The organism is Roseivivax sp. CAU 1753 (genome assembly GCF_054482575.1).
This window is the reverse complement of the sequence record NZ_JBTLRF010000003.1, coordinates 293758-310224: the sequence shown is the minus strand read 5'-3', so window position 1 is coordinate 310224 and position 16467 is coordinate 293758. Positions and strand designations below refer to the sequence as shown.

The window sequence follows — 16467 nt, the reverse complement described above, 5'->3', positions numbered from 1 at the left end:
CCGCGAGGAGGACAGCGATGGAAACGCTTGGATTTGAACGCCATGACCACGCGCAATGCATTGAAACCGGGCTTGCCGCGATCGAGGCGCATTGCGCCAGCGCCGGTGTGCAGCTGACCCCGGTGCGCCGCCGCGTTCTCGAGATCCTGATGCAGCGGCATCGTGCCATGGGGGCCTATGAGATCCTCGACGTGCTGCGCGCGGAGGGCCATGGCGCGCAACCGCCGGTGGCGTATCGCGCGCTCGAGTTTCTGACGACGCAGGGCTTCGTGCACCGGATCGAGCGGCTGAACGCCTTTGTCGCCTGCGCCCATCCCGGCGAGCGGCACGCGCCGACCTTCCTGATCTGCCGCGCCTGTTCGGCGGTGGCCGAGGCCGACGCGCGCCCGCCCGTCGAGGAAGTGAAAAGCGCAGCCGCCAGGGCCGGCTTCGCCGTCGAGCGGATGGCGATCGAGGCGGAGGGCCTGTGCCCCGCCTGCCAGCAGGGCGCATCCGCATGAGCCTGATCGCGGCAGAGGGGGTGGGTGTCCGGCTGGGTGGCCAGCAGGTGCTGACCGGGGTCGACCTGAGCGTGTCGGCGGGCGAGATCGTCACCATCGTCGGCCCCAACGGGTCGGGCAAATCGACAGTCCTGCGCACCCTGATCGGGGCCATCAGGCCGACGACCGGGCGGGTCACACGGGCGGCGGGGCTGCGCATCGGTTATGTGCCGCAGAAGCTGGCGATCGACACGACGCTGCCGCTGAGCGTGGCGCGGTTCCTGAACCTGCCGCATCGCGTCACCCGGCCCGTAGCCGAGGCGGCATTGGCCCGCGCCGGGGCGTCGGCGCTTTGGGACAGGCCGATGGCGGGGCTGTCGGGCGGGCAGTTCCAGCGTATCCTGCTGGCGCGTGCCTTGCTGGACGCGCCACAGCTTCTGATACTGGACGAGCCGACGCAGGGGCTCGACCAGCCGGGTTCGGCGGCGTTCTACCAGTTGATCGAAGAGCTGCGCGATGCGCTGGGCTGCGCGGTGCTGATGGTCAGTCACGAATTGCACGTGGTGATGTCGGCGTCGGACCGGGTGATCTGCCTCAATGGGCATGTCTGCTGCCACGGTACGCCCGAGGTGGTCGCCAATTCCGCCGAGTATCGCGCGTTGTTCGGCACCGGCACGGCGGGGGCGCTGGCGCTTTATCGGCACGAACACCAGCACAGCCACGATCACGCCTGCGGGCATGACCACGCACGGGAAAACGCATGACCCTGACGACCTTGCTGGACGATTTTCTGGTGCGCGCGGCACTGGGCGGCATCGGCGTGGCGCTTGCCGCGGCGCCGCTGGGGTCCTTCGTGGTCTGGCGGCGGATGGCCTATTTCGGCGATGCCACGGCGCATGCGGCGATCCTTGGGGTGGCACTGTCGCTGGCGCTGTCGCTGCCGATCACGCTGGGCGCATTGCTGGTGGCGGTGATCATGGCGGTGGCGGTGTCGTCGCTGTCCGAGCGCGGGCTGGCGCTGGATACCGGGCTGGGCGTGATGGCGCATGCGGCCTTGGCGGTTGGCCTTGTCGCGGTCAGCTTCATCGAGGGCGTGCGACTGGACCTGTCGGCCTATCTGTTCGGTGACATCCTGGCGGTGTCCGCGGCGGATGTCGGGGTGATCTGGGGCGGCGGCGCGCTGGTGGTGGCGGGGCTGGTCTGGCGCTGGCAGCGGTTGCTGACCGCGACCCTGTCCGAGGATCTGGCCCAGGCCAGCGGGATCGACCCGCGCCGGGAACGTCTGCTGTTGATGCTGGGCCTCGCGGTGGTGGTGGCGGTGGCGATCAAGGTGGTGGGCGTGCTGCTGATCGGGGCGATGCTGCTGATCCCGCCCGCCGCCGCGCGCCCGTTTGCGCGCAGCCCCGAAGCGATGGCGCTGATCGCCGCCGGGATCGGTGCGGCGGCGGCGCTTCTGGGGTTGTGGGGGGCGTTTGTCCTTGACGCACCCGCGGGCCCGTCAATGGTGACGGTCGCCGCCATCGTCTTTGTGCTGTCGACGCTGAAACGCGGGCCGCACCAACTCTGATCGCGCTGGCGGGCTGTGTCGGTGTGGGTGTAAGTGGGGTTTCGGTTGGGGGAATGGTGGGCGACCCTGGAATCGAACCAGGCGTGGGTCTCCCCGGCGGAGTTACAGTCCGCTGCCGCACCTTGCAGCCCGTCGCCCATCGTCGGGCGGACCCGACAAGTGAGGCGTCGAATACAGATGGCCCTTTTCGACGTCAACCGGAAAATCCCTTGCAACGGGGACCCGGCTCGGTCAGGCAATCGGGGACAAGCGAAAGGCGCGAGAGATGGCGAAAAAGCCCCGCTGGGTGGTCGACAAGGAGCAGGCGAAAAAGCTGGACGCGGCGCAGACGCTGTGGCTGTTCGGCCTGCACGCGGTGCGCGATGCGCTTGAAAATCCCCGGCGCGAAAAGCTGCGCCTGATCGTGACGCCGAATGCCGCCGAGAAGCTGGCAGAGGCGATCGCGACCAGTGGCATGGCACCCGAAATCAGCGATCCGCGCAAGTTCGCCGCACCGCTCGATCCCGGGTCGGTGCACCAGGGGGCCGCGCTTGAGGTCAAGCCGCTGGACTGGGGGCGGCTCGAGGAAGTGGCGCAGGGCGACGGGGTCGCGGCGCCGCGGGTGGTCCTGCTCGACCGGGTGACCGATCCGCATAACGTGGGCGCGATCTTGCGCTCGGCCGAGGTGTTCGGCGCCCGTGCGGTGATCGGCACCAAGCACCATTCGGCGCCCGAGACCGGGGCACTGGCCAAGACCGCGTCCGGCGCGCTGGAACGGCAGCCCTATCTGCGAGAGGTCAATCTGGCGCGCACCATAGCGCAGTTGCAGGACATGGGGTACGTGGTGCTGGGGCTGGACGGAGAGGCCGAGACGACGCTGGAGGCGGCGGTGGACGACGCGGGCAGCCGCGCTGTGGCGCTGGTGCTCGGGGCCGAGGGGCCGGGTCTGCGGCCCAAGACGAAGGACAGTTGCGACGCGCTGGTGCGGATCGACTTTGCCGGTGGCTTCGGATCGCTGAACGTGTCGAACGCGGCGGCGGTGGCGCTCTATGCGGCGCGGGTGCGGTAGGGGCGAGAGGCGAGGCCCCGGAGCAAGTCCGGAAAAAGCGAGAGGCGAGGCCCCGGATCAAGTCCGGGGCAGGGGCGGCGTTGGGTGGCTGGAGGTCCTCGGGTCGCGCCCGAGGATGACGGTGCTTTGTGCGCGGTGTCGGGACCTGTGTGGCGTCAGGGCAGCAGTTCGAACCTGTCGACGTCGACCATGCCGCGATCGGTGATCTTCAGCGACGGGATCACCGGCAGGGCGAGGAAGGCCAGTTGCAGGAACGGCTCTGCCAGCGTGACGCCGAGGGTTTTCGCCGCGGCGCGCAGGGCCTCGAGGTCGGCGCGGACCGTCTCGAACGGCTCCAGCGACATGAGACCCGCGACCGGCAGCGCCAGTTCGGCCAGCACGGTGCCGTCCCGCACCACGACAAAGCCGCCCTCGATCTCGGACAGGCGCGTCGCGGCCAGCGCCATGTCGGCGTAGTCGATGCCGACGCAGGCGATATTGTGGTGATCGTGGCAGACGGTCGAGGCGATGGCCCCGGCCCGCAGCCCGAAGCCGCGCACGAAGCCGGTGGCGATGTTGCCGTTCCTGCCGTGGCGTTCGACCACCGCGATGCGGGCGAGATCGCTGGCCGGGTCGGGGCGCTTGTCGCCGTCCTCGGGCGTGATCGTCTCGGTCAGGTGATCGGTCAGGATCTGGCCTTCGCGGATGCCGATGACCGGCGTCTCGGCGCGGTTCGAGGGCGCGCGGAAGGATGCGGCGGAAAGCGTCGGGGCGGTCACCGAATGCCGGCCCACGGGGTCCTGTGTCTGACGCGTGGCGAAGGCGGCCTCGTCGACCAGTTGGCCCCCGGCAAAGACCATCGCGGCGCGGCAGTCGTCGAGGTCCGGCAGCGCCACGATATCGGCACGCAGGCCGGGCGCGATCAACCCGCGATCCTTCAGCCCGAACGCCTCGGCGGCCGATAGCGACGCGGCGCGATAGGCCGCAAGCTGCGGCACGCCAAGCCCGATCAGCGTGCGGATCATGTGGTCGAGATGGCCTTCCTCGCCGATATCGAGCGGGTTGCGGTCATCGGTGCACAGGCACATGTAGGGCGCGGTGCGTTCGGTCAGCAGCGGTGCCAGCGCGTGCAGATCCTTCGAGACCGAGCCCTCGCGGATCAGCACGCGCATGCCCTTTTGCAGCTTCTCGCGCGCCTCAATGGGGTTGGTGGCCTCGTGCTCGGTGCGGATGCCCGCGGCGATATAGGCGTTGAGATCCTTGCCCGAGAGCAGCGGGCAATGGCCGTCGACATGGCCGCCCGCGAACAGTGCCAGTTTCGCCATCGCGGCGGGATCGCGGTGGATCACGCCGGGATAGTTCATGAATTCGGCAAGCCCGATGCCCGAGGGGTGGTGCATCAACGCTGCCAGATCGTCAGCGGTCAGTTCGGCGCCCGCCGTCTCCATGTCGGTCGAGGGCACGCAGGACGACAGTTGCACGCGCAGGTCCATGACGAGGTGCCCGGCGGCGCGCTGGAAATAGCGGATCCCCTCGGCACCGATCACGTTGGCGATCTCGTGCGGGTCGCAGATCGCGGTGGTCACGCCAAGCGGGGAGACGCAGCGGTCGAACTCGTAGGGGGTCACCAGCGACGACTCGACGTGAAGGTGGGTGTCGATGAAGCCGGGCACGAGGGTCAGGCCGCTGACGTCGACGATCTGCGCCGCGTCGTAGGAGGCCGAGGTGCCGACGATACGGTCGCCAAGGATGGCCACGTCGCCTTCCAGCAGATCGCCGGTGACAAGGTCGAGCACGCGGCCTCCGCGCAGGACGATATCGGCGGGACTGTCGCCCCGGGCGGCGGCGATGCGGTTTTCGAGATCGGACATGGTGGCAGGCTTTCGGTTGCGGCTGGCCCGAGTGTGGCGGTTTTCGCCGCGGAGGGCGAGAGCATTGCGCGCCGGTTGCGGTGTTTGTTGACGGGGCCCCGGCGCGGGGTCCGGGGCCGCAGGTTTGGTGTGGACGAGGCGCCGGAGCGGGCCCCGGGCAGGGGGTGGGGCGGCCGGGGATGAGGATGCATCATGCGTGGCATCGGGTCGGTGTGCCACCGGGCCGGGGGCTGCGACGGTCAGACCCCGGCCATCCCGGCGGCGCGGCCCAGGACGACCGCGGCAAGCAGGCCGTTGCCCGACAGGTACCCCGCATCGCCCGAGCCCGAGACACCGCAGGCGGCCCCTCCGGCAGCGTAGAGGTTGGGAAAGGCGGTGCCATCGGTGCCGATCACAAGGCCCCTGCCATCGGTCCGGAGCCCGCCCTGGGTGTGAAACAGCGCGCCGGTCACCCGCACGCCGCAATAGGGCGGGGCGAGCGTCTGCCCCGACCAGCCGCGACCGAGTGCGTCGGTGCCGTCCCGGGGGATCGCCGCCAGCGTCTGCGCCAGACGGTCCGCCGGCAGCCCGAGGGCCGCGGCCAGACCCGGCAGCGTGTCGGCTTTTCTGACCGCGCCCTGCGCCTCGGCGTTGCGAAAATCCTCGAACTGGCGGGCAATTTCCGCGATGCGCCCGTCGAATATCGCAAAGGCCACGCCACCAGGCTGGGCCAGCACCGCACGCGCCGCTTCGGAATAGCCCTGTGCCTCGTTCCAGAAGCGCGCGCCGTCGCGGTTGACCTGCACGCCGCCTGCACCGATGACCGCCCAGGTGATCAGGATGCCATGCGGGTGGGCGACATTGCCGTGACCCTGATAGGCCCCGAGATGGCGCGTCGCGGCCCCCAGCGCCGCGCCCCAGATGACCGCGTCGCCGCGATTGCCGTCATGGCCGAACCAGAGCGCGCCGTCGATATCGGGCATGTGTTCGGTGACCATGGCGCGATTGCCGCCAAAGCCGTTGCAGGCGAGGATCAGCTTTTCGCAGCCCACGGTTTCGCGGCCGCCGTCGGGGCGGGTCAGGGTGACGCCGGAGATCCTGCGGCCCTCGTGGTGCAGGACGGTGGCGCGGCGGTTGCAGAGCAGCATGATCCCCTGCGCCTCGACGGTGGTGCGCAAGCGGTCGATCAGTTCACGCCCGGCGCGCGACGGCAGGCCGTGCATGCGGCGGCGGGAATGGCCGGGATAGTCGAAATCGGTGACCACCGAGAACGGCAGATCGAAACGATCGGCCAGCCAGTCGATCGCCGGGCCGGAGCCCTGTGCCAGCGCGTCGACCAGGCGCTGGTCGTTTTCGTCATGGGCCTTGCGCTGGATGTCGGCGGCAAAGCGGGTCGCATCGTCGTCGATGCCCGCGGCGCGCTGGAACCGGGTGCCCGCGGCGGGGATCAGGCCCGCGGACAGCGCGGTAGAGCCTTGCGGCACCGGATCGGCCTCGATCATCAGCACGTCCTGGCCCGCCTCTTGGGCGGCAAGGGCTGCCACCATGCCGCAGGCACCGGCGCCCACGATCAGGGTTTCGACGTCGAGATCGTAGCTGTCCGGGGGCGCGGCGATCTCAGCCATCGCGTGTTTCCCACTTTGCGCCTTCGTCCAGCATGGCGCGCGTGCCGATGACATCGTTCAGGCCGTTGAAATCGAACATCCGGTCGGCGAAGGGCGTGTTCGACCCATGCGCCGCGAGGCTGGCGTAATAGTCCTGTGCGGTCCTGGCCAGCGCGCGCACGATCCCGCCCGGGAAGATGACGATGGAAAAGCCCAGTTCCTCGAGATAGCGCGATGACGACACCGGTGTCGCGCCGCCTTCGACCATGTTGGCCAGCAGCGGGATGCGGTCGCTGTAGGCGTGCGCGATGCGGGCCAGTTCCGCGGCAGAGCGGGGGGCCTCGATGAACAGGACATCGGCCCCGGCGTCGATATAGGCATCGGCGCGTGCCAGGGCGGCGTCGATGCCCTCGACGGCGATGGCGTCGGTGCGGGCGATGATCAGCGTCTCGTCCGAGGCGCGGGTGTCGGCCATGGCGGCGATCTTGCCCGCCATCTCGGCCTTGGGGATCAGCGTCTTGTCGGCCAGGTGACCGCAGCGCTTGGGATAGCTTTGATCCTCGACCTGCAGGGCGGCGGCACCGGCGCGTTCGTACATCCGCATGGTGCGTTGGGCATTGAGCGCGTTGCCGAAGCCGTTGTCGGCGTCGATGATCACCGGCAGGTTCACCCGGTCGGCGATCAGCGCCATGGTGTCGGCCATCTCGGACGCGGTGGACAAGCCGATGTCGGGGCGTCCGAGGCGGGTATAGGCCACCGCCGCGCCGGACAGGTACAGCGCCTCGAACCCGGCTTCGGCGGCCAGCGATGCGGTCAGCCCGTCATAGACGCCCGGGGCGGTGAGGATGCGGTCGGATTGCAGACGTTGGCGCAGGCTCATGTGGCGTCCTCGATCATTGTGATGGCGTCCTGGCAGGTCATCTGGGTGCCCAGAGAGCCGAGCGAGATCAGCGTGGCGGCGTGGACCTCGGGTTTGAACGCGGCGCAGCCATCGGTCAGCAGCACGGTGTCGATGTTGCGCAGATGCGCGTCCCGCAGGGTGGAGGCGACGCCGCCATTGGTGACGATGCCGCCGATGATCAGCGTATCGAGGTCTAGCGCGCGCAGGATGTATTCCAGGCGGGTCTGGTAGAAGGCGGAATAGGCGACCTTTTCGACGGTGTAATCGGCAGGGGCCAGCGCATCGACCAGCTGGTGTCCGAACCCGCCGGGCGCAAAATCGCCCGTGGTCAGGAACGGGCGCAGCGCCTTGAGGTGCGGTGCGATCAGGGGGGCACCGCCCGGGCCGGGGACCAGCGTGAACTGCGCGGAAATGTAAGTGCCGCCCGCCGCGCGCAGGGCGTCGCGCACAGGCGCGATGCAGCCCGGCAGCCCGGCGATGGCGTCGGCGCGCTGGCCCGCGCGACCGTAGGCTCCGTCGGGATGCAGGAAGTCGTTCTGCAGATCGATGGTCAGCAGGGCAGTGCGCCCGGGGTCGAAGGCATGGCCCATGTCAGGCGTCCTTTCGGGTGATGATGGTATTGCCGAAGCGGTCGACCGTGCCGGTAAGGGTCGGCTCGATCAGTACGGTGGTGTCGGCCTGTTCCAGGATGGCGGGGCCCGCGACCACCGCGCCGACCGGCAGGGCGAGCCGGTCGTAGATCGCCGTCTTGTGCCATGTGGTGCCGAAATGCACCCGCCGGTGCCCCTTGAGCGCGGCAGCGGCGTCACCATCGTCGGGCGCCAGGGTCGAGAGGTCGAACTTGGGCCGCTTGCCGATCACCGCCGAGCGCAGGTTCATCACGCGCCGCGTGCCGGTCTTCAGAAGCCGTCCGTAGGCGGCGTGGTAGGCTGTATCGAAGGCCTCTGCGACAGCCGCGACCGAGGGCGGCGTGACGGTGCCGTCCCGCACCGCGACCGGGATCGGCACGGCGACGGTATGGGTCTGTCCGACATAGGCCATGTCCAGCTCGAACACCGTCTCGCGGGCGTCGAACGCGCTGGCGGAGGCGTCGAGCATGGCAAGGCCCCGGGTCACATGCGCCTGCATGAACGCGCCCAGCGCCGCCACATCCATCGCGTCGACCGTGGTGTTGATGGTCTGCACGAAGTCCTGCCGCATGTCGGCGATGACGCAGCCCAGCGCCGAGGTCACGCCGGGATAGCGCGGCACGATGGCCCGTCCGATGCCGACATCGTCCAGCATCGCGCCGGTGTGCAGCGCGCCGCCGCCGCCGAAGGGCATGAAGGCGAAGCGTTTTGGGTCGAAGCCGCGCTCGATCGATACCAGGCGGATGGCACCGGCCATGCGCGAATTGGCGACCCGCAGGATCGCCTCGGCGGCTTGGGTCGTGGTCAGGCCGAGGGGCGTGCCGACATGTGCGTCGATGGCGCGGGCGGCGGCGTCGACATCAAGCCGCTTGAGCTTGCCGCCGATGGGGTTTTCCGGGTCGATCCGGCCCAGTACGACGTTGGCATCGGTGACGGTGGGGCGGGTGTTGCCCTGCCCGTAGGCGACCGGGCCGGGGGTGCTGCCCGCGCTTTCCGGGCCGATGTTCAATAGTCCGCCCTTGTCGACCCAGGCGATGGAGCCGCCGCCCGCACCGATGGTGGTGATCTCGATCATCGGGGTGCGCACGACCATGCCGAAGTCGATCGAGGTCTCGGGCGCCAGCATCGAGCGTCCCTCGGCGATCAGCGACACGTCGAACGAAGTGCCGCCCATGTCGCCGGTGATGACGTCGGGAAAGCCCGCTTCGGTCGCGATATGCGCGGCGGCGATGACGCCCGCGGCAGGTCCCGAAAGCGCCGTGCGGATCGGCACCTGGCAGGCGGTGTCGGTGGCCATGACGCCGCCGTTGGATTGCACGATCATGAATTCCGACCCGAAGCCGCCATCGCGCAACGCGGTATCGAGCCGGTTGATGTAGCCCGACACCTCGGGTTGCAGATAGGCATTGAGCGCGGTGGTCGAGAACCGCTCAAACTCGCGGATCTCGGGCAGGATCTCGGACGAGGCCGAGACATGCGGGGTGGGCCACATGGCGCGGATCGCGCGGGTGGCGCGGTCCTCGTTTTCACGGTTGGCATAGGCGTTGGCGAAAAGCACGGCGACTGCCGCGCAGTCGGCGTCGATGAGCTGCTGCGCCGCGGCGCGCACCGCGTCCAGATCGACCGGCGTGCGGATGGTGCCGCAGGCCAGCGTCCGTTCCGGCACCTCGATGCGCAATTCGCGGGGCACCACGGGGTCGAAATCGCCGCGCAGGCCCCAGGTCCGGGGCCGGTCGCGGCGGCGCATCTCAAGCACGTCGCGCAGACCTTGGGTGGTGATGACGCCGACTTTCGCGCCTTTGCGTTCCAACAGCGCGTTGGTGCCCGCGGTGGTGCCGTGGATCACCACCGACACCGTCGAAAGGTCCGCGACCTCGCGCCCGATACCGTCGAGAAAGCCGCCCGACTGGTCTGGTCGCGTGGTCGGCACCTTCGCGACGGATGCCTTGCCGGTCGCTTCGTCGAGCACGAAGACGTCGGTGAAGGTGCCGCCCACGTCGACGCCGATCATGCGCTTGCCTGTTGCTGTCCCGGCGCTCATGTCGGCACCTTCTGCCATGCGTCGCCATAAAGGCGGGTGGCTTCCCCGGCGCTGAGGAACCCCCGGGCCACATCGCCCGCGACGTCGGTCGGGGGCCGTTCGGACGCGGGGCCGTAACCGCCGCCCCCGGGTGTCTCGAGCCGCACCGACTGGCCCTGCGCCAGCTGGATGCCGCGCATCTTCGAGACCATCGGCGGGTGCGCCCAGCCTTCGCCGGTCTGATAGGAAAAGACGTTCATCGCGCCGTCCCCGCCGCCCGCGATGCCCTTGGGCGAAAACCGCCCGCGTTCGCCGAAGAGGAACGCCTCGGCGCCGTTTTCCTCGAGCACCTCGATTTCGTAGATGGCGCCCAAGCCGCCGCGATGCCGGCCCGCACCGGCGCTGTCCGGGCGCAGCGCCCATTGCCGGAACATCACCGGATAGGCCGCCTCGAGGATCTCCATCGGTGGAATCGTCGCGGTCGAGATCGGCGCGTTGCCGTGGTTGAGCCCGTTGGAGTCGATGCAGGCCCCGTGCCCGCCGCCATAGAACGAAAACATCACCCAGGGCTGGCCGTTCTTGCGTCGCCCGGCGATGGAAAGCGCGTTGATCGTGCCATAGGCATTGGCGACGACCCGCTCGGGCGCGGCCTGTGCGGCGGCGGAAAAGATCACGTCGATCATCCGCATGATGGTTTCGGTATAGCCGCCGACGGGGGCGGGAAATTCCGCCGCCAGCAACGAGCCGTCGGGGATCTTGACGTCGATGGGGCGCATCACACCGGCATTGGCGGGCAGCATCGGGAAGATGTGCTTGATCGCCACATAGGCGGTCGCCACGGCGGTCGGCAGCGCGATGTTCACCGGCCCCTGACAGCGGTCGGCGGTGCCCGCGAAGTCCAGCACCATGCGGTCGCCGCTGATCTCCAGCGCCACTCGGATCCGCAGCGCCTCGGGCGAGATGCCGTCATTGTCGAGGAAATCCTCGGCCTCCCAGCGGCCATCGGGCAGGTCCTTCAGTTCTTCGCGCATCAGGGTTTCGGCGCGGTTCGACAGCGCCTCGAGAGCGGCGTTCACCGTCGCGCCGCCATATTCGTCCAGCAGTTCGTTCATCCGCCGCGTGCCGAGGTCGAGCGCACCGAGCTGGCCGTTGAGGTCGCCCTCTGCCGATTGCGGCAACCGGGTGTTGCGCATCAGGATATCGACGATGTCCTGGTTGATCTCGCCCGCGCGGGCCAGCCGCACCGGGGGCAGGATGAAGGCCTCCTGGAAGGCGTCCTTGGCGGCGGGGTTGTAATTGCCCGGCGCGCCGCCGCCCAGATCGTGCCAGTGCCCGACCGAGGCCAGCCAGCAGAACAGTGTCCCGTCGCGGAAACAGGGCCGCACCAGCCGCATGTCATTGAGGTGGGTGCCGCCGATATGGGCGTCGTTGAAGATGTAGATGTCGCCATCGCGCAGGTCGTGCCCGTCGGTGGCGATCTTGTCGATTACCGCCTTCACCGCGAAGGACATGACACCGACGAAGATCGGCAGGCCGGACTTGCCCTGCACCAGCGTGTCGCCGGTGGTGGCGTGGTAGAGCCCGTGGCTGGCGTCATGCGCTTCGGCGATGATCGGGTTGAAGGCCGACCGGAACAGGGTCGCGTCCATCTCGTCGGCGATCTGTTCCATCCGCCCGGCCAGAACCGCGAGCGTGATCGGATCGATATCCGGGGTCGGGTCGCTCATGGGCGCACCTCGGCGATGTCGTTCCAGACGTCCTGCCGGGTGATCAGGCCGCGCGTCACCTCGAACCGGTCGATGAAGCGGATGCCGTCGAAGGCGGTGCCGTCCGGCCATGCGCCCGACAGCGTGCCGCGGGCATAGACCACGGCGGGTCCGGGCGTCGGCGCGAGATCGAAGCCTTGGTAGGTCTTCTGCACGAAGCGGTAGCGCGGGGCGGACCAGTCGATCAGTTCTGCCAGGGTGGTCATCGGGCCCGAGCCGGGGAACGTCATGGTGAAATCCGGGCCCAGCATCGCCTCGGCGGCGGCCAGGTCGCGGGCTTCCATCGTGGCCAGATAGCGGCGCACGAGGTCGCAGGGATCGGGCAGGGCCGGGGCGCCGACGCGGGGAACGCGGCCGCGCATGTATTGGGTTGGCGTGCGTTCGTGGATCATCACCGTGACGGCATCCGGGTCGGCCGGGACCACCACGCGGACAGCATCGGTCAGGCCTTCGGCGAGACGCGTTCGGGCGTCGTCGTCATAGCCTTCGAGAACGTGCAGTTCGACAATCGGCACCGGACACCTCGCAACAATGTATTTTATATAGGACAGAAATTACGGCATACAGAAAACAAATCAAGGCCATTTTTGACAGCATATTTCTTGCATTTCCAAGCGACCCCGTTACGGTTTGACGGGATTCGAGAGGTGCCGATGGGCGATCACATGCGATCCAGTCTACCGGAAGGCGGCAAGGCCCGGCGGGTCTATCTGCTGCTGCGCGACGATATCACATCGGGCGCGCACAGCCCCGGATCGCTGCTGCCCGGAGAGCAGCGGTTGACCCGCGAATACGGTGTCAGCCGGGTGACGGTGCGCCGCGCGCTCGATGCGCTCGAGGCCGATGGTCTGGTCGCGCGACGGGCCGGCAGCGGCACCCGCGTGCTGGGCAACGGCGAGGCCGGGGCGATGGCGGCGGACGTGACCTCGCTGATCCCGCAGATCGTCGAGATGGGGCGGCATTCGGCGCGGCTGCTGTCGTTTTCCTATGGCAGCGCCCCGGATACGGTGGCCCGCGCCATGGCCCTGGGGCCGGAGGCGCGGGTGCAGACGGCGGTCCGTGTCAGGCTGGCGGATGAGCGCCCGTTTTCGCATCTGACCACCCATGTGCCCGAGGATATCGCGCGCAACTACTCCGAGGCCGATCTGGCCAATACGCCGCTTTACCAGCTGCTTGAACGGTCGGGCGTCGCGGTCGAGACGGCGCATCAGACGGTCAGCGCCACGCTGGCCTCGCCCGATGTCGCCACGGCGCTCGAGGTATCGACGGGATCGGCGTTGTTGTGGTTGCGGCGGGTGGTGCGCGATGCGGACGGGCGCGGGATCGAATATCTTTCGGCGCTCTATCGGCCCGACAAGTTCCATCTGGACATGACCCTGACGCGGGTGGGCAAGGGGCAGGCGCGCCACTGGGAACCGGTGGTGGGCGATCCGGACGACGACGGCGGGGATGCGGAGACATGAGCCGGACCTTGCTCGACAAGCTGTGGCAGGCGCATGAGATCACGCGCAACGCCGAGGGCGCGTCGCTGCTTTGGGTCGACCGGCATCTGGTGCACGAAGGATCGCACCACGCCTTTGCCAAGCTGGCAGAACGCGGCTTGGACGTCGCGGAGCCGGGGCTGACCTTCGGCGTCGCGGATCACTATGCGCCGACCCGGGGGCGTCAGCATGTCGCCGATCCGCAGATCGCCAAGATGCTGGCACGGCTGGAGGAAAACACCAAACGGCACGGCATTCCGCTGTTCGGCCTTGGCGATCCCCGGCAGGGCATCGTGCATGTGATCGGTCCCGAACAGGGGCTGACGCTGCCGGGGCTGCTGATCACGTGCGGCGATTCGCACACCTCGACCCACGGCGCCTTCGGGGCACTGGCCTTCGGCATCGGCGCAACGCAGGTGGCGCATGTGCTGGCGACGCAGACGCTTTGGCAGGCCAAGCCGAAATCCATGCGGATCACCGTTGATGGCACGCTCGGGCCGGGGGTGACGGCCAAGGACGTCGCGCTGCACTGGATCGCGGCGCTGGGCACCGCGGGGGCGGCGGGGCACGCGGTCGAATACGCAGGCGCCGCGGTGCGGGCCATGTCGATGGAGGCGCGCATGACGCTGTGCAACCTGTCCATCGAGGGCGGTGCGCGCTTCGGCATGATCGCGCCGGACGATACCAGCTTTACATATGTCAAAAATCGACCCTTCGCGCCCCGGGGGGCGGAATGGGACGCGGCCTGCGCCGCCTGGCGCGATCTGCACAGCGACCCGGACGTGCGGTTCGACAGGGAGGCCGTCTTCGACGCCGCCGAGATCGCGCCGACGGTGACATGGGGCACCACCCCGGAGCAGGCGCTGCCGATCACCGGGCGCGTGCCGGACCCCGGGGACTTGCCCGCGGCGCAGGCCGAGGCGGTGCGCGCGGCGATCGACTACATGGGGCTGAGCCCCGGCCAGACGCTGGAGGGCACGCCGGTCGATCAGGTCTTTCTGGGGTCCTGCACCAACGCCCGGATCGAGGATCTGCGCGCGGCGGCGGCGGTGCTGAAGGGGCGAAAGGCGAAGGTGCCGGGCGTCGTCTCGCCCGGTTCGATGCTGATCCGGGCGCAGGCGGAACGCGAGGGGCTGGACCGCGTCTTTACCGAGGCGGGGCTGGAATGGGTCGCGTCGGGCTGTTCCATGTGTGTCGGCATGAACGGCGATATCGTGGCACCCGGCAAGCGCTGCGCGTCCTCGACCAATCGCAACTTTCGCGGTCGGCAGGGCAAGGGCGCGCGAACGCATCTGATGTCGCCGGTCATGGTCGCGGCGGCGGCGGTCACCGGCACGCTGACGGATGCGCGGCCCTTGCTGGAAGGGCGTCTGTAATGGCCGGCTGGACGACGCATAAGGGGCAGGCGGTGGCGTGGCCGCGCGCCGATATCGACACCGACCAGCTGATCCCCGCGCGCTTCATGTCGGCCAGCCGCGCCGAAGGCTACGGGCAATATCTGATGCGCGACCTGCGCGAAGGCGATGCGGCATTTCTGCTGGACCGGCATCCGGAAGCAAGCGTGCTGGTGACGGGTGCGAATTTCGGCTGCGGGTCGTCGCGCGAGGCGGCGGTCTACGCGCTGGTCGATGCGGGCATCCGCGTGGTCATCGCCGACAGCTTTGCCGACATCTTCGCGGGCAATGCGGTCAACAACGGTCTGCTGCCCGCGCGCGTCGCTGACACGGATGCGATCCTTGCCGCGATGGGGGACGCGACCGCGCGGGTCGAGGTCGACCTCGATGTGGCGACGCTGCGCGTGAACGGCCAGCCATACGGCTTCGACCTGCCCCCGCTCTGGGCGGAAAAGCTGCGCAACGGATGGGACGATATCGATCTCACTCGCGCCCATGTGGACGCCATCGCGGCGTTCCGCACCGCGCGCGCCCGAGACGCTGCCTGGGCCTGGCCCCGGCAGGACTGATCCGCACCGGGGGTATCGGTGCCAAGAGGAGGCCCGGGCAAACCGGCCCCGACACGGACGCAACCAACAGCGCCCGGGACACACCCGGCGCATCTGACAAGGAGAGACGTTATGAAGATGTTCCTGAAGGGCGGCACGCTGGCCTCGGCGCTGGTGATGGCCGTTGCGGCAAGCGCGGAAGAGCAGACGATCACCGCGGTGCATGCCTTCCCCGAAACGCTGATCTATACGCAAAGCTTTCTGGATTTCGTCAACAAGGTGAACGCGGCGGGCGAGGGTGTGATCCAGATCGACGTGCGCGGCGGACCCGAGGCCATCGGCATGTTCCAGCAACCCGACGCGGTGCGCAACGGCGTCGTGGACATGGTCTACACGCCCGGATCGTTCTACGCCGGGGCGCTGCCCGAAAAGGACGCGCTGGTCGCGTCGAACCTGACGGCGGTGGAGACCCGCGAAAACGGCGGCATCGAGCTGATCGACCAGATCCATCAGGAAAAGATGGGGGTGAAATACCTCGGCTGGTTCGACTCGGGCGTCTGCTACAACCTCTGGACCCGCGATGCGCCGACGCTCGATGACGACGGCAACCTTGACGTGTCGGGCCTGAAGCTGCGCGGCAACGCCGTCTACAACGCGTTCTTCACCGATTACCTGGGCGCGCAGGTGATCGACCTGCCGACCACGGATGTCTATTCCGGGCTCGAGCGGGGCGTGGTGGATGCGACCGGCTGGACCCAGATCGGACTGATCGACCTGAAATGGAACGAGTTCCTGAATTACCGGATCGAGCCGTGCTTCTTTTCGACCGACCTTGGCGTAATCGTGAACCTCGATGCGTGGAACGAATTGTCGGAGGAGGCGCGGACCATCCTGTCGGAGCAGGCCATCGCGCATGAGAAAGCCTCGGTCGAGGCGCTGAAGTCCAAGCGGGACGCGGATTTCGCGGCGCTGGAAGAACAGGGCATGCAGGTGATCGAGCTTGAGGGGCAGGCCCGTGCCGACTACCTCGCGGCGGCGCGCGACAAGACCTGGGCGCGGATGCAGACGCAGATGCAGGAGCACCCGATGGGCCTTGCGAATTACGACCGCCTGATCGAGCTGTTCTACGACAAGGCCGCCCTTCAGAACTGAGCGCCAATGGGGCCGCCGCCGAGGGTGGCGGCCCCGCAACGACAACCGA

Annotated in this window: 15 protein-coding genes and 1 tRNA gene; 8 read left to right on the top strand and 8 right to left on the bottom strand. The window is 68.6% G+C overall.

Going from position 1 to position 16467, the window contains the following annotated elements; translation table 11 throughout:
* The first annotated feature begins 17 nt into the window (after positions 1 to 17).
* The 3 genes from ACXYMN_RS08975 to ACXYMN_RS08965 are packed head-to-tail and all read left to right on the top strand — an operon-like array spanning position 18 to position 2046.
* Positions 18 to 500, top strand: a complete 483-nt coding sequence (locus tag ACXYMN_RS08975; RefSeq protein WP_459013237.1) for a transcriptional repressor — start codon at positions 18 to 20, stop codon at positions 498 to 500.
* Complete coding sequence (locus tag ACXYMN_RS08970) at positions 497 to 1243, top strand: ATP-binding cassette domain-containing protein (protein ID WP_459013235.1); 747 nt, start codon at positions 497 to 499, stop codon at positions 1241 to 1243. Before ACXYMN_RS08975 ends, ACXYMN_RS08970 begins: the two co-directional genes overlap by 4 nt.
* A gap of 11 nt (positions 1244 to 1254) precedes the next feature.
* A complete protein-coding gene (locus ACXYMN_RS08965; RefSeq protein ID WP_459013396.1) occupies positions 1255 to 2046 on the top strand; it encodes a metal ABC transporter permease in 792 nt (263 codons plus the stop codon).
* Between the two features lie 54 nt (positions 2047 to 2100).
* On the opposite strand, the gene ACXYMN_RS08960 is transcribed toward ACXYMN_RS08965, so the two are convergent.
* Positions 2101 to 2184: transfer RNA gene (locus tag ACXYMN_RS08960), tRNA-Tyr, on the bottom strand.
* A 127-nt stretch (positions 2185 to 2311) separates the two neighbouring features.
* Between ACXYMN_RS08960 and rlmB the strand changes: the two genes are divergently transcribed.
* The gene (rlmB, locus tag ACXYMN_RS08955; protein ID WP_459013234.1) at positions 2312 to 3094 is read left to right on the top strand and encodes a 23S rRNA (guanosine(2251)-2'-O)-methyltransferase RlmB; all 783 of its coding nucleotides are present in this window, start codon (positions 2312 to 2314) and stop codon (positions 3092 to 3094) included.
* Between the two features lie 155 nt (positions 3095 to 3249).
* Here the strand turns inward: rlmB and ade are convergent, their stop codons facing one another.
* The 7 genes from ade to ACXYMN_RS08920 all read right to left on the bottom strand — a co-directional run bounded on the left by ade (position 3250) and on the right by ACXYMN_RS08920 (position 12358).
* Complete coding sequence (ade, locus tag ACXYMN_RS08950; protein WP_459013233.1) at positions 3250 to 4944, bottom strand: adenine deaminase; 1695 nt, start codon at positions 4942 to 4944, stop codon at positions 3250 to 3252.
* A 239-nt stretch (positions 4945 to 5183) separates the two neighbouring features.
* Entirely contained in the window at positions 5184 to 6548 is a 1365-nt protein-coding gene (locus ACXYMN_RS08945) for an FAD-dependent oxidoreductase (RefSeq protein ID WP_459013232.1), read from the bottom strand.
* Positions 6541 to 7407, bottom strand: a complete 867-nt coding sequence (locus ACXYMN_RS08940; protein WP_459013231.1) for an isocitrate lyase/PEP mutase family protein — start codon at positions 7405 to 7407, stop codon at positions 6541 to 6543. Before ACXYMN_RS08940 ends, ACXYMN_RS08945 begins: the two co-directional genes overlap by 8 nt.
* Positions 7404 to 8018, bottom strand: a complete 615-nt coding sequence (locus ACXYMN_RS08935; protein WP_459013230.1) for a cysteine hydrolase family protein — start codon at positions 8016 to 8018, stop codon at positions 7404 to 7406. Before ACXYMN_RS08935 ends, ACXYMN_RS08940 begins: the two co-directional genes overlap by 4 nt.
* Position 8019: 1 nt before the next feature.
* Positions 8020 to 10098: a hydantoinase/oxoprolinase family protein gene (locus ACXYMN_RS08930; protein ID WP_459013229.1), complete on the bottom strand. Its 2079-nt coding sequence runs from the start codon at positions 10096 to 10098 to the stop codon at positions 8020 to 8022.
* Positions 10095 to 11804, bottom strand: coding sequence for a hydantoinase B/oxoprolinase family protein (locus ACXYMN_RS08925; RefSeq protein WP_459013228.1), 1710 nt, complete (start codon positions 11802 to 11804; stop codon positions 10095 to 10097). The genes ACXYMN_RS08930 and ACXYMN_RS08925 overlap by 4 nt, the downstream gene beginning before the upstream one ends.
* Positions 11801 to 12358: a nuclear transport factor 2 family protein gene (locus tag ACXYMN_RS08920; protein ID WP_459013227.1), complete on the bottom strand. Its 558-nt coding sequence runs from the start codon at positions 12356 to 12358 to the stop codon at positions 11801 to 11803. The genes ACXYMN_RS08925 and ACXYMN_RS08920 overlap by 4 nt, the downstream gene beginning before the upstream one ends.
* Before the next feature lie 150 nt (positions 12359 to 12508).
* Between ACXYMN_RS08920 and ACXYMN_RS08915 the strand changes: the two genes are divergently transcribed.
* The 4 genes from ACXYMN_RS08915 to dctP all read left to right on the top strand — a co-directional run bounded on the left by ACXYMN_RS08915 (position 12509) and on the right by dctP (position 16418).
* Positions 12509 to 13306, top strand: a complete 798-nt coding sequence (locus ACXYMN_RS08915) for a GntR family transcriptional regulator (RefSeq protein WP_459013226.1) — start codon at positions 12509 to 12511, stop codon at positions 13304 to 13306.
* Positions 13303 to 14700: a 3-isopropylmalate dehydratase large subunit gene (leuC, locus tag ACXYMN_RS08910; RefSeq protein WP_459013225.1), complete on the top strand. Its 1398-nt coding sequence runs from the start codon at positions 13303 to 13305 to the stop codon at positions 14698 to 14700. Before ACXYMN_RS08915 ends, leuC begins: the two co-directional genes overlap by 4 nt.
* Positions 14700 to 15287: a 3-isopropylmalate dehydratase small subunit gene (gene leuD / locus ACXYMN_RS08905; protein ID WP_459013224.1), complete on the top strand. Its 588-nt coding sequence runs from the start codon at positions 14700 to 14702 to the stop codon at positions 15285 to 15287. Before leuC ends, leuD begins: the two co-directional genes overlap by 1 nt.
* 111 nt (positions 15288 to 15398) lie before the next feature.
* Positions 15399 to 16418 (top strand): TRAP transporter substrate-binding protein DctP, encoded by a 1020-nt coding sequence (dctP, locus tag ACXYMN_RS08900; RefSeq protein WP_459013223.1) that lies wholly within the window; start codon positions 15399 to 15401, stop codon positions 16416 to 16418.
* Positions 16419 to 16467: the final 49 nt, after the last annotated feature.

What these genes read in the sequence shown, in the direction of transcription:
- ACXYMN_RS08935 (WP_459013230.1), bottom strand. Translation starts at nt 8,018, where the DNA reads ATGGGCCATGCCTTCGACCCCGGGCGCACTGCCCTGCTGACCATCGAT.
- ACXYMN_RS08945 (WP_459013232.1), bottom strand. Translation starts at nt 6,548, where the DNA reads ATGGCTGAGATCGCCGCGCCCCCGGACAGCTACGATCTCGACGTCGAA.
- leuC (WP_459013225.1), top strand. Translation starts at nt 13,303, where the DNA reads ATGAGCCGGACCTTGCTCGACAAGCTGTGGCAGGCGCATGAGATCACG.
- ACXYMN_RS08940 (WP_459013231.1), bottom strand. Translation starts at nt 7,407, where the DNA reads ATGAGCCTGCGCCAACGTCTGCAATCCGACCGCATCCTCACCGCCCCG.
- rlmB (WP_459013234.1), top strand. Translation starts at nt 2,312, where the DNA reads ATGGCGAAAAAGCCCCGCTGGGTGGTCGACAAGGAGCAGGCGAAAAAG.
- ACXYMN_RS08970 (WP_459013235.1), top strand. Translation starts at nt 497, where the DNA reads ATGAGCCTGATCGCGGCAGAGGGGGTGGGTGTCCGGCTGGGTGGCCAG.
- ACXYMN_RS08930 (WP_459013229.1), bottom strand. Translation starts at nt 10,098, where the DNA reads ATGAGCGCCGGGACAGCAACAGGCAAGCGCATGATCGGCGTCGACGTG.
- ACXYMN_RS08975 (WP_459013237.1), top strand. Translation starts at nt 18, where the DNA reads ATGGAAACGCTTGGATTTGAACGCCATGACCACGCGCAATGCATTGAA.
- ACXYMN_RS08915 (WP_459013226.1), top strand. Translation starts at nt 12,509, where the DNA reads ATGCGATCCAGTCTACCGGAAGGCGGCAAGGCCCGGCGGGTCTATCTG.
- dctP (WP_459013223.1), top strand. Translation starts at nt 15,399, where the DNA reads ATGAAGATGTTCCTGAAGGGCGGCACGCTGGCCTCGGCGCTGGTGATG.
- ade (WP_459013233.1), bottom strand. Translation starts at nt 4,944, where the DNA reads ATGTCCGATCTCGAAAACCGCATCGCCGCCGCCCGGGGCGACAGTCCC.
- ACXYMN_RS08925 (WP_459013228.1), bottom strand. Translation starts at nt 11,804, where the DNA reads ATGAGCGACCCGACCCCGGATATCGATCCGATCACGCTCGCGGTTCTG.
- leuD (WP_459013224.1), top strand. Translation starts at nt 14,700, where the DNA reads ATGGCCGGCTGGACGACGCATAAGGGGCAGGCGGTGGCGTGGCCGCGC.